Genomic DNA, 15,275 nt, shown 5'->3' with positions numbered 1-15,275 from the left:
GTCAAACTTTCTTGGAATTACTATATTACCGCCCCCCCAATAAACGGAAAAACCAAGCGCGGTTCAATCCATGAAGACACCGATTTTGTCTCCATGAAAGCATGTACCCATTGAAATCTGAGAAGATGGGGTTGTTTTGAAGGATAGTTTAAGGGGGAATTTGGCTATATCAAGCCCGGATGCTCAATTCTTGATGCTTGATACTCGAAACCTAACACTGGAAACTGGTTACCGATTATTTCAACTGGAAACAGAAAACCGGAAACAGTTTACAACTGTGAAGCGTGTTCCAGTGCGAACCGAAGGAGAGCGTTCGTTCCGTGAATGTCGAGTTTTGTGCAGATGTTGTGCCGGTGTGTTTCAACCGTCTTCACCGAAATGCACAACCGCACGGCAATATCTTTGGTTGATTTTCCATCGGCAACGTGTCGCATTATGGTTCTCTCCATATCGGTGAGTTGATTCAATCCGTTACATTGATAGGTCTTTGACCGCTTCGCGCGATTCATCAGGAAGGAAGAAATGGAAGGGCTGATATAATATTTTCCGACATGAACACTCTGAATGCTATCGAGAATATCCGAAACGGCGCTGTTCTTTAAGACGTAGCCCATCGCTCCCGCATCCATCGCGCTGTTAAAAAACGATTCTTTATCATGCATCGTCAGCATGATAATATCTACCGGGAGTTGCCGTTGTTGAACTTTGAGCGCAACATCCAGCCCGTTCATACCCGGCATTTCAATATCGAGGATAGCAATGTTTGGCTTCTCTTTCTCCACACACTGCAACGCCTCGTTCCCGTCACTCGTTTCTTTAATGATTTTCAAGTGCGGTTGTTCTTCAATGATTTCCTTCAAACCTTTTCTGAACAACGGATGGTCATCCGCTATGAGAATGGTAATAGTGTCGTTCATAGTTTTTCTTCCTTAATTGGTGCGGGCAAGATGAGTTGAATCCGCGTTCCACTTCCTGAATTAGTTTTGATAGAAAATTGTGCATTGATGGCTCTTGCCCGTGTGTGCATACTCGATAAACCGATTCCATCGCCGACAAGAACTGTGAACCCCTTTCCGTTATCAGTAATCGTCAGAGCGATTGAGCCGTCTGTTTTTGAAACAGTGAGCGTTGCTTCAGTCGCATCCGAATGTTTGATGATATTGTTCACCGATTCCTGCACGATGCGGAAAATGTGCATCTCGGTCTCCTTTGAAAATCCCGAATCAGTCACACCGATATTCACAACGAACCGTAGAGCAGATGTTGCTTCAATTCTTGAAACCAATGTTTTGATTGCCTGCCATACGCCGAAGCGGTCAATTTCCGTCGGACGAAGATTGTGAGATATTTCCCGCAACTGTTTTACCGTGCTTTCCGAAATGGAAGAAATGTCGTGAAACCGTTTAAGAGCATCTTCCAGCGCTTTCGATTTCCTCACGCCGAGTTCCGACGTATTTTTAATAATCAATAATTGCTGACCGATGCTGTCGTGCAGTTCCGATGCAATCCGTTTTCGCTCTTCTTCCGTCTGCTCCATGAGGCGATGAGAGAACACTTCCCGCTCGTGTTTTGCTTTTTGCAGATGAACATACCTCGAACGGACAAGCCCGAACGCTGTTCCGCCAACAACAAGAACCGAAAGTGTGATGAACCACCACGTCATCCAGAACGGAGGAAGAATGACAATGGCGAGCGATGCACCCTGCTCGTTCCATACGCCGTCGTTGTTCGATGCTTTGACACGGAGCGTGTAATTTCCCGGGTCTAAGTTCGTGTACGTTATCAAATTCTCATGCCCGTTGTTCACCCACTCGTTATCGAATCCTTCAAGTTTATACATGAATTGATTTTCCCGCGCGCCAGTAAACTCCAGCGCGGCAAACTCGAATGAGAGTACATAATCATCGTATTGGAGTTCGAGATTTTGTCGCAGAGCGATATCGGGTTCAAGTAACGCTTCTTTGTTAAATTTCTTAAACGAAGTAAAGACAACCTTCGGGATATGCTGATTTTTTTGTACTTCCGATGGTCGGACAACGATAATGCCGTTCGTTGTTCCATAATAGATTGTTCCGTTATTGTCTGTTGCCACTGCCCGTGAGCCAAACCTTCCCTCATCAAGTCCGTCTTCTTCTTTGAATGTTGTGAGCGTTTTCGATTCCCTCTCCCAAAGAGCAAGCCCTTTCGGCGTTGTTATCCACACGTTGTGGTCCGCATCTTCGAGAATGGTTGTAATGATATTATCCGGCAACCCATCCTCTTTCATCAGGTACGTTGCGCTGTTCGTTCGTGTATCAAACTCTACAACTCCGAAATCCGTGCCGATGAGTAATGTTCCGCGACTCGATTCAGTTATCCATGTAATCAAACTTATCCCGAACTTCACATTGCACTTCGATTGTTCAACGTAATCAATAAATGAGTGAGTCGAACGGTCATACAGGCACAGACGGTCTCCCGCACCTGCCCAAAGCCGACGCTCCGAATCTTCATACAAACCATTCACAACCTTTCCCGGAAGTTTTTCATTCCCGGAAGCATCTTTTGTCCAACACTTCCATTGCTGAGTTTTGGAATCATACGATGCGATTCCGTTTTCTGTCCCAAACCAAAGCACGCCAGTATGGTCTTGAATGATACTGCCGATATTTGTACCCGGAAGAGGATATGCTTTATCATTCGGGTCGAACCGTTCAAACGTTTGCTTCCCTTTTTTCAAGGTGTTCAATCCCCACGCTGTTCCGACCCAAAGCGTTGAATCTTTATCCTCTATCACCGACCATGCAATGGTACTGCTCAATGCCTCCGGCGAACCGTAACCCGCCGGATATTGGTCAAACATTCCTGTTTTAGGATTGTACGACCTCAACCCCGCGCCCCGTGTTCCGATAAACAATTTCCCCTCGTAATTTGTACACACCTCCATAATAAGATTCGTGCCTTCATAGGTTGAAGGCGAAGCGTCGAAGAGATAATCGAATCCTTTCGGTCTTCGAATGTACTTACATACTCCCCTCGCAGTTGCTATCCATACATTATGAGAACGGTCTTCTGTAATGAGGAGAATCGAATTATGGAGTAAACTTCGTTCGTCTGTCGGATTATTTTTCACAATCGAACATCGCTTTTGTTCTCTATTGAAAATCATCAATCCGTCCTCAGAACCTATCCAGAACACTCCTTCGTTATCCTCAAACATCGAAGTGATAGCATTCGAGGACAGATTATATGGATTCCCCTTATTGCCCGTCTCAATCATAAATCGTCTAAATGCATCCTGCTCACGGAGATACTCGTTAAAACCACTCCCGTTCGTTCCAACATACAACGTCCCCCGTTTGTCTTCATAGATACAGGTGATAATGCTATTACTTATCGTTCCGTTCTCCTTTGTGGCATAATATCGTTTGAATGTTTCTGTTGCCGCATCGTACCTGTTCACTCCATTATTTGTGCCTACCCAAAGTATTCCGTATGAATCAACACAGAGAGATGTTATTCTGTTGTCGCTCAGTGTTTGAGAATCTTCTTCTGAATATCTGAACCACTTCTGTGCATCCATTGTCGGTGAGACGCGCATTAACCCCTGACTGTTGGTAATCCATAAATTTTCCAAGCGGTCTTCAATCATCTCCGATGCGGTTACGGTAGTATCAAGAGAGTTCTCTCCCTTCAGACGGAAAGGACGAAACGAACGAGTACTTTCATCATAGATGGTGGCGCCTTTTGGCGTACCGACAATCATTCGCTTCTTTGAATCAATAAATAATAAACGAACGTTATTGGCAGGAATCGAATTTGTTACACGAGGGTCATGCGAAAACACACGGAACGATTGCCCGTCGTACCGGTTCAAGCCATTGAACGTTCCGAACCAGAGAAAGCCGGTTGAGTCTTGAACAATCGTCGTACAATACGCATGGCTCATCCCCTCTTTCTCTGTCAACCGCTGAAACCGCAATGACAATTCCTGGGCTGAGAGCCGTACAGCATAGATGGTAATGAAAACAAACAACAAGAAGAGTGTTCTTGTAGGAAGGTGAGTCCTGTTTCTAATCAAAGAATAGAGAAACATGCGTCGGTTGCTTTCGCGGGTGAATTGAAAATATATTGTTAGTTATGGTGAATACATCATGAGTGCGTTAATTGGTAAGAACAGAGAAGGATGATTGGAGAACAGTTGGCAGAATGTACAAACAGAAAAGAAGGGAAACAAAAAAGCCGACTCCTTTTCAGGGGAATCAGCTTTCTTTTTATTGCTTTCAATTGCCCTGTTGCCAAATTCCGTAACACTGTCATTGCTAATCCCGTCCATCATTTATCAGGACGGGATGAAGCAATCTCCTCAATACGTGTAGTTTCGTTTCAGGAGATTGCTTCTCCCGCTAAAGCGGGCTCGCAAAGACGTTCAGTAACACTCTCACGAAAAAAGTGAGTGGCACATTCCTCTTTCTATCTCATCAGCATCAACTTCTTCGTATCAGTGAACCCTTGTCCTGTGCCAGAAGAAGGATTCCCTGCATTCATCTTGTAGAAATATATTCCCGACGAAAGCGGTTGACCGTTCTTATCTCTTGCATTCCATCGTATGGATTGATAACCGGCTTCCTGAACTCCATCTACAAGCGTAGCAACTTCTTCCCCGAGAACGTTGTACACTTTAATCGTTACATAATTGTCAATTGGCAATTGATAATTGACAATTGTGAATGGATTAAAAGGATTCGGATAGTTTTGACTTAAGCCAAATTGTGTCGGAAGTTCAGGACTTTCATCAACAGACGATGGTGAAAGCGTGAATTCAAACGGCGATTCAACTTCTCCATGAACAGCGTCAACCGCAAAAGTCAGTTGTTGAGCAAGATTATACGTCTTGTTTTCGCTCGCCTCGTAATACCGGAACTCGACTTGTTCTCCCGCCGATGTATTGCTATACGTGGTGAGGAAGAAATAATATTTCTTCAGAGATTCAATGTACAACGGAGGAACAACTCCGCGACATTCTCCATTCACAAACGCCGCAACAACATCAAGCGTATCAACATCGGACTTTGTAATGATGGCAGTGATATTCATCGAGTATTGGAAATCATGCGGATTAATCGCCCACCCTTCCGGCGGATTCTGCACGACCAACATCGAAGGTTCATCAGATATTTTTTCCTTCGCCAACGGATAAACCAACGGCAACCCCGCCGGATACATCAACCGTCCCGCGCTTGCGGTTTTCAACAGATAGCCAAGTTTCGGATTCATGTAATCAAGACTTCCCACCCAGCCGATGCCACCGACATATTGCGCATACGCAAACTGACTTTTCACTACATCGCCGTTGAGCGGCTGAAGTGATTGTAACGCGTAGTTCACACTCATGCTCACTTGCGGTTGATAACTTATCCAGTTCCACCCGACGACAACCGGAATGGTATCTCTGAAAACATTCACCGGTGAACCGATGGTGAGCATCGTATCAACTTTACTCAACTTGATTTGATACATGGATTTATTGTTGAACGTGCTTAACGTTCCCACCCACCCAAGCGACGGAGTAAACTGAGAAAATGTTGTTTGACTTTTCACAATGTCTCCGCTTTCTGCCGAGAGAGAGCCAAGCACCGTATTGGTGGACATGCTCGTAGCGACTGTGTTCAACGAAAACCATGTCCATCCGCGCGGTAGTCTGTGTTGCTGAACAATTTGTGTCGTCGTCGAAATCGTTACCGGCACAAGAGGCGTACCGATAACGGTGTTCGCTGTGAAATTATATTGCTCAACAATCTGACCAAGTTCCCGGCACGTTGAAGCATCAAGAATCTTGAACGAAAGCTCTTCACCGCTCGTCTGATTGCTATAGATGGAGAGGAAGAGTTCGTACGTTTCAAGTTCGGGAACGTATTCCACATTCCCGATGCCGCGCACTTCATCTCCGACAAATGCCGCGACCTTATCATACGTATCTTCCGAAAGCACATCATCAACATACAACTTCGCGGTGATTGTCATCGAGTATTGAAACTCTGAAGGGTCAATTGACCACGCACGCGCCGGACAGAGAACACGCAAGTCAACAAGCAACGGTTCATCCCCTTGTACTGTTGCCGCGAACGTCGTGTCTTTGTACACGCCACCACCCAATTGCGGACTCACCGTGAATGTTACTTCCTGTGTTTGTCCAGGTGTAATGTATCCCGTCATCGGTGTAGCGGTGAGCCATGCAGGCAAATCAGTGATGTCGAAGCTCATTGCCGAGCCGCCGGTGTTCACAATTTGCCGGTTGAACGTTGTGCCTTGATTTTCCGGAATGACAAGACTGATGGCGGCATTATCCCATCGCATCGGATTTTGGTCAACGAAGAATTCCCATTCAACGATTTCATCGCGGGCATTGCCGTACACATCGGTAACGCCAATCAGTTTCGCGCGGAGTGTTTGATTTTCAATAAACCGCGCTTGAATGTTCGGAGTAATGAGGACCTGATTCTCGAAGCAATACACATTCTTATCTATCTCAAGACCAGTCTGTGCGTTGAACAACTTCACATTGTTCATCGGATGGAGAATACTGCAATCAATATGTTCATTGAACATGATGGAAATATTATCTCCGGGCTGATACATTCCGTCGCCGGGTTCGGGTACGCCAAAGACTTGCGGCGGAGTACGGTCAATCAAACCGGGAAGATAGGTTGAAACATTGACTATCGGGTCGCCGAGACATTGTGCAATCGCACGCAACTCATAATCTCCATCAGCAAGGAAACGAACATCCCACGGAACAACAACATACGTTTGCGGATACTGCGGCAAACTATCTTTCGGGATTTCGAGAATAGTAATCCAAGTATCCATGTTCGATTCAGTTTCCTGTTCACCTTTTCCTTTCTTGTTCACCACCATTGAAACAGGTTGTACAGATGTATGTTTCGTTCCGAGCGGTTCAAACATTTCTTCCGAAAGAATCATTTTCCCGTTCACCAACTGTGCAGTTGCAACCGAACCTTTTGGACGGAATTGCAATCGCACTAAATCAAAGTTCGATTCTTCTCGCTCGTAGTTGAACATCTTCACAAACATTGTATCGTGCATTACTTTGTTAATGAGCCACGGTTCGAGAGAACTTTGGTCAACAACTTCCAATGCAATTTCACTGCACGACTGATGGAACTGCACAGAGAACTGCACGGTCTGACTAATGTTCGCATCACACGCAGACTCGAATGTCATTTCCAAACCATCGTACACATACGCAGTTGGTCCTTTACTGACTGTCAGCGTCACCGGCACTTGCTGTCCGGCAGGAATCTCGAACGAAATTGCGTCTTCAATCACAACGCCGTTCACGGCGATGATTGCGCCGTCAGGATTGCTTGCCTGCTCAACACTGAGTTTGTATTCCCGCTCTTCATCGGTCTCACTTGCATTTCCCAACATAAGCGTAAAGACGGCAGGCTCATCAGGAGGTACATTAATTGCAGTAGATGGAAAAACATTTATCTGCGCCAAATCCCTTTTCACTGTCGTGCTTTCCCAAGGACAACTTGTAGCACCTCCCCATAATTTGAAGTAAGGACCATCTTTTGTAGAATAAACATCAACGGAATGAACATCTCCGGCATCATCATCTTCCAGATGGTATGTGTATGTTTTCGCTGATGATGTCACCGTACTACCACCCCATGTTTCGTTAAATTCATTATGTTGCTTGAACTTTGTCGTTAATCCCGCTTTATTGAATTCGAATCCGAGTTCAAGCGAAACTTCTTCATTCAAATCCCATTCTTCCTGCCAATTAATTGTTCGTTCGTCCGTCACTGCATAGCTGTTTTCAATGATCGCCCCTGCATCCCATGTGATATTTTGAGGGTTAGCACCAGTTTGCTTTTCTTCGGCATTTAACTGAATCCATTGCCGCCATCGTTTCGCTTGTTCTTTATAGACTTTTCTTGCTGAATCGGTTATTGTTGGAGATACTCCGAGAGAATCGAGTTGAGGAAGAATTGCCTGCTTCAAGTGGCGTTCAGAATACATATACGTTGTTGTTGCGTTTTTTTCGTTCATCGAAAGTGCTTTTGAAATGACAACGTTGCATGTTACTGTATCGTATTTTATGACCTCAGAAACTCCGTAAGCAAGATTTGAAGCATAGCCAATATAAACATCGCCATCCTGCCCAATGAAGTCTGCCTCGGGACTTGTCGAATAGGAAGAGTGGAATGTTGTGGATCGAACAACTTCACTATCATTAAGATACTTATAATTAAAATCCACATTTGCTCCAATCGTATGCCTGAAACCAGACTCGAATTCTACGGCAAATCCTAATCCCGATACTGTTGTGAGGGAAACACCGAGTTTAAGCGCAGCTTCTACCCCACCGCCATGTGCATGAAGGTATGATCCCTTGCTTTTGACAGAGTATGTTGAATCCTTCATAAATGAAGTGAAGCTTTTATCCCCAGGAGGATCGCGAAGAATCATTATTGGCCGCATTGGGTTTACTGTGGTAAACTGCTGCGAACGGGGACGATGTCCCGTCACGATAACTTCCTGAAATGTACTCGCCGATCTTTCAATATTATCCACTGCTACATATTCTATTCTCCAGGTATTCGGAGGTAACGGATTCGGTCCCATAGCCTGAATTGTATCGTACGCCATTCCATTTATGAAATTGATTTCTTTATCGAGGATTTGAGTTACATAATCATCTTTTATTATTTTTCCTGTATCTATTGCACATGTATTTCCGAAATAATCCTCAAAAACAAATAATCGTACAATGTATTTATCTCCTTGCTTTAACACAATATCTCCACAAGAATTTGCAGGCAATCCTTCCGCGACACGAACCTGTAAAGGAGCGCGATAAATAAAACTAGCATTTTGATTCGTATCAATCAATGAGAATTGTTTCCCTTGTTGCTCCAGTTGAGCATTGATACCTGCATCATCATGCGCGGCAGATACTAAATATCGTATTGGCGGGAGATTATTGAGTGTGAACGACCCTGAAGAATTCATCATGACCGTTGTATCAATACAACCACTGATGCTTTGCACTCGTACGCGTGATGACGAGCCAATTGGTAATCTGCATGTTCCGCCAGCAACACTGCCCGTGAGTTTCCGCTTTGTCGTATCTTGAAATTGCTGCTTGAGTACAACTGGTTGTGTAATATGAAACACTTCAAGAAATGATGGTATGAGACCATGATTCCCTTTCTTGGCACTCAACCGATGTGTGGAACCCGGCTCAAACTCTGCTACAAATTTTCCCGATGAATTTGTATAGACTCGCGGAATTGCACTCATCCCATCCACCAGTATTTCCACACTATCGGCAAAGCAATTTGTTCCTTCAAATTTCACAAATCCCGTTACAGAAAGTTGAGCAATGTCAGTGAAATCCACATCATCAACAAACGGGCTGTTCACTCCGAGCGTGACGTTTCTTGTTTCCGGCATAAACGTATGCTCGAACTTTTCATCTAACGGAATATCTTCACTCCAAATCGTACTATCGGCATTGAACAACGTGCCGGAGTTTCCATTCACTGTTTCATCCGAAATCACGTCTCCATTCCCTTCGTTGAAACGATAGTATGCGAGAAGGTTCGTTTCCATCGAAGCGTTCAGCGTCGTACTATACATGATTTGTTGAATCTCATATTGTGTACGGGCAACTTTCCAGATTCGTACTTCGTCAAGGAAACCGGAAAAATCTCCCATGCGAAGTGAAGCATTCGCCGCGCTGATACTGCCGGAAACTGATTGTGAATCAGCAATCTCACCATCTTTGTACAACACTAATCCGTTTGCACTACTGTACGTTAAGGAAACGTGCCGCCAAACATTTGAATCGAGTTGAGTGGAGAGTGTGCGCTGTGTGCCATCTATATAGATAGAGAATACCGCTTCGCGATTTTCCATCGCTACGCTGTAACCGGAAGTTCCCGCACTCTTTGAAAGGATATTTTGTGCGCCCATCATCTTCATCGGCTTTAGCCAACCTTCCAGCGTGAACTCATTCGTCGTCATGTATTCATTAAGCGAATTCGTGTTTGGAATGTTGATGTAATCATTCAAGCCATCAAACTCCAGAGCGCGACCGATGATGGTGACTTTGGATGGAATTGCCGAGAATGTTTTTCCCGAACCGTAGTTCACACCGCGAATTGCATAGTTGCCGAGTGTGTCGGTGAAATCAGAATGATAGACCGGCGCTTTGAATTCCGAAAATGTCGCGCCGCAGAGCGTTGCATCCTTGTTCTTCGCCGTTCCGTCGAACAACTCTTCTCCGATACCTTCATCGAACTTCCAGTAACCAACCAATCCCGGCTCATCGCCGTTGAGAATTCGTTTCATGTCGCGGCGGAGTTCTTTCTCTGTTCGTGTTGTATCCCACACACGAATGTCATCCATGATGCCGGTGAAATAACCGGTATTCAACCCGCGCCACGCACCAATGGTTGACTTCACGAAGGTCGGATTCTCCGGGTCGGTGTTGTGCGGAATAGAATAATTTCCGAACACGGTGTTATCCATTTTTCCATCAATGAAGAACTGCACGTTTGTCGCTGTGAAGACAACAGCAAGATGATACCAACGCGAAATCTCCAGCGTCCGGAAACTGCTTGCCGCTTGCACACCGTTGTGTCCGTGAAAATAGATTCTTCCCGCATCGCCGGATTGCGGCGCGCCGTTCGCATCGGCAAAGTAGCCGATAGAAAAAACCGCATCCGCCTGTCCCCCTTCTTCCTGCTTCGAGAGAATTGTCTCTTGCGTGTTCTCACCGAGATAGACCCACGCTTCAATCGTTCCTTCGCTGAAGTCGTTCACCGCGCTGTCGGTCAGTGCGACAAAGTCGTTCGAGCCATCGAACATGAGCGCCTTGCCGAGCAACGGCGTGAGTCGCACTTCGACTCCTTCTACAGCCGACATCATATTCGTTTGGATATGCCCGGTAACGATGCCGTTGGGATTGAGAAAACCAATATCGGATTCAGTTCTGCTCTCACCCATTGTATTGGATGATGTTACCGCGTATGCATAATGTTGTCCCGGTTGAACATTGTAGTCCAAGTATGAAGTTGTATTCGCATTGGGAGTTGCCAGCACTACTCCATTCTTGTACAGTGTCACCTGGTTTTCCGTTACCGGAGGACCGTCCGGGTCGCGCACAAGATTCCATCGAACGGTGATTTTATCCAATTCATCACCATCGGTTGCAAAGACGAGCGGCGGTTTCGGTTCCAACAACATGAAACTCCAGAATCCTGTTGCGATACTGTTCGTCGCCTGTTTCTTTGTTGCATATCCTGTTTGCACACCTGCTGTCAGTGCAGATTTGTTCTCACCGGTTCCCATCAATACCGCGCCATTCACCTGAATGACATTAGTGATAGTGAACTTCGGGTCGCATGTTTGCGCGTACACAGCGCCGCCAACAAACATCACCAACGAAAGCAACACCGTTATTTTCATAAACATAGTTCTCTTTTTCATGACTTGACCTTTCATTTTTGTTTCAGTTCAAGTGTTCGGTCAATTAGTGATTAGCGTTCGCGGGCTTTGAGTTCTTTGTAGAGCCGTTCCAGTTCTGCCGTTCGTTCCGACATCTGCACCAACTCGTTCGCCTGCTTCTCGATTAACGCCTGTTGTTCCTGTATTGCCTTTGTGAGATAGGGGATAAGTTTTTCCTGACTTAGTCCATAATAATCAGTATCGCTCTTCGGGACATCAACAGCTGTTGGGATAATTTTTTCTACTTCCTGAGCTATAAATCCGACGTTGCTCTTCTCTTTTGTTTTCCACTTGTAGCTTACAGGTCGAAGTTTCATCACTTTGGCTAAACCACCATCGAGTTCATTTATATCCTTTTTTAATCTCATGTCGGACCAGCTGTACCAATAATTATCTTGAAACCCCATATAAACTCCACTAAAAGTACCAAAGCTTGAATCTCCATTAAAAACACATAATACTGCACTATTGTAATTATTAGTATTTATGCGTAGTCGAATTCCAGCCGGATAACTTTGGAAATCCTTATTCATAAACAATAATTGGCTGGAATTATTCCAACCATAACCAGCTTGTATTTTGATAGTTGATGAAGTCGATGATGAAACTTCAAGGTTGGCAGAAGGGGTTGTTGTTCCGATGCCAACATTGCCGGAATTGTAATAAATACTGCTTCCGGCGGTTACCCATTGACTTGAACTTAATGGCGAACCATTCTTATAAATATCGGTTGCATTGATTATGCCATTGACATCAAGTTTGTAGGCAGGTGATGTTTTACCAATGCCGACGTTGCCGCCATTGGTAATACGCATGGCTTCAGTCCAATCGGCACTGGCGGCACGAGTAGAAAAAACGAGAGGCACATTTGCATTGGCTAAGTCAGGGGAATTTATCATCCACCCGTAACCATTACTGCTTGTGGAAGACTTAAATTCAAGTCCTTGTCCTCCCGTTGGTGAACCAGCGCCATTTGAGTTGATGACAATAAATCCTTTGTTTGTTGCCTCTGATATTCCCGGTCCCGTAACATTACCAACGGAGAGGAGAGCTTGCGGATTCGTCGTCCCGATGCCGACATTGCCGCCTATTGCTTGAAGAGCCAAGTTCCTTGGATGTGCGAAATTACCGGTAACCGCTGCCTGAATATTTATTGGGTTGGCATCATTAATGTCGAAATACAGCACACTATTTGAGAGGTTAGTCTTCGGTGCGCCAAAGATTACTTTGTTGCTACCTGAAGGAGTTGTAACCTCTAATGGTCCCCTTGGGGTCGTCGTTCCTATACCGACGTTGCCTCCTACTGGGCTGAGAAGAATATTTGCAGGGGCATCATTCGCGCCATTCGCTGTCAATCCCCGCAGAGATATCGTTCCACCACCATTGCCGGATTTATCACATACATTGATATATGCCATATTATCAGGTCTTGAAATGACTAACTCACCATCGACGTGTAAAGTTCTAATCGGGCTATTTGTCGCTATTCCTACATTGCCGTTGTTTGCAATCCTCATTACTTCTGTAAGTGTAGATGCTTGTGCATTGTAGAATCTTACACTTGAACTCATGTTCGGGTCAGCAGCTCCATAATCCATGATAAATTTAATTGAGCCTAAGGGTCTAAAACTACCTAAATTATTTCCCCAACCGGAAAATTCACTCCCCGCGAGCCCACTCACAAGAGTACCACCTATTTTTACTTGCGTAGTAAATTCACCTGAAGGCTTATCCTGTATTGTCAACGTTGCGCTTGGTGTCGCAGTCCCGATGCCGACGTTGCCGGTATTAGCAATCCTCATTCTTTCAGTAGAGCCAGTATTCAACACAATACTGCCTGAGCCATTGCCGTCACCGTCAGCCGTAATCGGAGCGTCTGCGGGGTTGCTTAATCCTGTAGCAGTCCCGCCTAAGTTTGCTGAACTGAGGGAAGTACCATCGGCAAAGTAAATTTTCCCTGTCGAACCTGCGCTGATACGGAGGTCTCCGTTCACTTCTAATGGTGAGTTCGGTGTTGCCGTTCCGATACCGACGTTTGCATCAAACCGCCACGTTCCTCCAAGTCTTCCTCCATTTTTCAAATCAGCAAAGTAGTTTGCATCGTCATCCCAGAGTTTTGTCGCTCTGAAATCGCCGCTCACATCAAGTGTATATGCAGGCGTTGCCGTACCAATACCGACCTTCCCATCCGTTCCAACACGGAGACGACTCCCGCTAATATCCACATCGCCAACAACGGAAAGTTTGCTTGCCGGCGTTTTCGTTCCAATGCCGACATTGCCGGAAGAAGGCATCACGTTACTTTCTCCCGTGAGGGAAAGCGTTGTAATCGTGGCGAGCGTTTTTGTCAGTTCGACACGAGGCGTCAGTTCCGTTCCTCCTGCAACGGTAAATCCAAGGTAATATGTTTTGCTTGCGTCAATCACCGGCAGAGGAGTTACCGAACCCAACTCTGCGACAAACACGCCGTGCGATACCGGAACGCTTGTCTGCGTTTCTGCCCAGACATGATTTCCGCCCGTTTCTACTTCATACAGTTTGAATGTAATTGAATATGTTGCATCGGTGACCGAGCGTCCGTTCGGGTCGCGTAACACGCCCTGCACGGAAAATGTCGGGCTTTGAGCGAACACGCTTTGCGCGCTTACACAGAACAGAATAATGCTGAATACTAAGAGAGTTGCAATCTGTTTCATGACAGATTTCCTTTCGTTGTTGTTAGTAATTGGTGATAAAATAAATTCATACAATCTTGATTCGTTTTGTTCCTGCACAAGTGCAAACCATTCCTGCACAAGTGCAAACCCTTTCCGCGCGAGTGCAAACCGTTCCCGCACAAGTGCAAACCCTTTCCGCACAAGTGCAAACCCTTTCCGCGCGAGTGCAAACCCTTCCCGCACAAGTGCAAACCCTTTCCGCGCGAGTGCAAACTGTTCCGGCACAAGTGCAAACCCTTTCCGCGCGGGTGCAAACCGTTCCGGCACAAGTGCAAACCCTTTCCGCGCGGGTGCAAACCGTTCCGGCACAAGTGCAAACCCTTTCCGCGCGAGTGCAAACCGTTCCGTCACTTGGGACAACCCTTCCGTTCGCTTCAAAAAGGGGGATATTACTTTCAACCTGCCAATTTGTGCTGTTTTAAGGGGATTTTGAAAACCGTGAAAATGCGTTGTTTTGACACCTTCTCTCATAGCGCCAATTCCGCTCTGTGTGTGTCCGAATTGCAGAAACCACGGTATCCGGGGCTGACGTATTCGCCCGTTTGAATTGACAAACCTCATTTCTTCTTCCCCTCTTGGGGATGCACCACCATTGTTGCCGCTCCAACTAATTGTAAGAGGGCGGTGAGATTATCTTTCAGCACATAGCCGTACGCGCCGGCGCGGCGGGCAGATTCGCGAAACGACATGTCGTCATACTGACTGACGATGATGACGCATGCATCAGGGTGTGCCTGTTTTATTTTCTGCGTCGCCGAAATGCCGTCGAGATGTTTCATGACAATGTCCATACACACTACATCGGGGAGTGTTTTTTCATAGAGCGCAATCGCTTCCGCTCCGTCATCACACTCGATAATCTCGTCGGCAAAACCATTCAGGTACAATTTTATCATTCCCCTCATTTTTTCATTGTCGTCAACGAGAAGGACTTTCATGATGGTACTCTGTTCATACATCGGTTACACACGTTTACAGTCACAAGGTACGAGGAAAAGGAAGGTGAAACCATAGGGAAATGTTCTCATTTATGTA

General features: G+C 45.7%; 5 protein-coding genes. All 5 read right to left on the bottom strand.

Features of this window, described 5'->3' with window-relative positions; all coding sequences use genetic code 11:
• Positions 1-269: 269 nt before the first annotated feature.
• The 5 genes from HY960_05180 to HY960_05160 all read right to left on the bottom strand — a co-directional run bounded on the left by HY960_05180 (position 270) and on the right by HY960_05160 (position 15,178).
• Positions 270-917 carry a response regulator transcription factor gene (locus HY960_05180; GenBank protein ID MBI5215125.1) on the bottom strand — a complete coding sequence of 216 codons (648 nt, stop codon included), beginning with the start codon at positions 915-917 and terminating at the stop codon, positions 270-272.
• A complete protein-coding gene (locus HY960_05175; protein ID MBI5215124.1) occupies positions 914-4,018 on the bottom strand; it encodes a hypothetical protein in 3,105 nt (1,034 codons plus the stop codon). The genes HY960_05180 and HY960_05175 overlap by 4 nt, the downstream gene beginning before the upstream one ends.
• A gap of 434 nt (positions 4,019-4,452) precedes the next feature.
• Entirely contained in the window at positions 4,453-11,505 is a 7,053-nt protein-coding gene (locus HY960_05170) for a T9SS type A sorting domain-containing protein (protein MBI5215123.1), read from the bottom strand.
• A 50-nt stretch (positions 11,506-11,555) separates the two neighbouring features.
• The gene (locus HY960_05165; GenBank protein ID MBI5215122.1) at positions 11,556-14,618 is read right to left on the bottom strand and encodes a tail fiber domain-containing protein; all 3,063 of its coding nucleotides are present in this window, start codon (positions 14,616-14,618) and stop codon (positions 11,556-11,558) included.
• A 179-nt stretch (positions 14,619-14,797) separates the two neighbouring features.
• Positions 14,798-15,178, bottom strand: coding sequence for a response regulator transcription factor (locus HY960_05160; GenBank protein ID MBI5215121.1), 381 nt, complete (start codon positions 15,176-15,178; stop codon positions 14,798-14,800).
• Between the last annotated feature and the right edge of the window lie 97 nt (positions 15,179-15,275).

It is taken from the genome of Ignavibacteriota bacterium, from assembly GCA_016212665.1.
In the GTDB taxonomy this organism is placed as follows: Bacteria; Bacteroidota; Ignavibacteria; order UBA10030; family SZUA-254; genus FW602-bin19.
This window is presented reverse-complemented; position numbering and strand designations above follow the sequence as displayed.